This window comes from Streptomyces sp. XM83C (genome assembly GCF_023072675.1).
GTDB classification, from domain to species: Bacteria; Actinomycetota; Actinomycetes; order Streptomycetales; family Streptomycetaceae; genus Streptomyces; species Streptomyces thermocoprophilus.
On sequence record NZ_JALLGL010000666.1, the window covers coordinates 1 to 460 of the forward strand.

A 460-nucleotide genomic window follows, 5' to 3' on the forward strand; every position below is an offset into this window, starting at 1 on the left:
GGGCTAGGCCGGTCGGGTGACGGGGGGCGGCGTTCGCGCAGTTCCCCGCGCCCCTGTGGTCACCTGCGGGCCGGTGGGGGGCGCTGTGCGCAGTTCCCCGCGCCCCTGACTGCCCGCGGCGGCCTGTGTCTGTGGGTGCGTGGTTGCGGTTGCGCCTGCCGGCGGTGGGTGGGCCGGGCGCGCGCCGGGGCCGCACCCGCCGTGGGGTGCAGAGGCAGCGCCCCCTGCGGGCGGGGTCCGGGGCTTCGCCCCGGGAAGGGGCGTCAGCGGACCGTCGCTGTCACCCGCTCCGCCTCGATCCGCTTCGCCACCGCCTCCTCCGTCGCCTGCTCCAGGTGCCGGCACAACACCACCGACCCCCCGGTCGCCAGCGGCGCGTACAACCCCGCGCTGAGCCCCTCCCACGTGTCGAACCCCCGACCCGACAGCAGCCGCGAGCCCGGCCCGGTCAGCCCCAGCC

The 460-nt window shown here is 78.5% G+C and carries 1 pseudogene; it reads right to left on the bottom strand.

What is annotated here, in order from left to right:
• Window positions 1-263: 263 nt before the first annotated feature.
• Window positions 264-460, bottom strand: a pseudogene (locus tag MTQ10_RS31000) (TIGR03089 family protein); the annotation flags it as partial.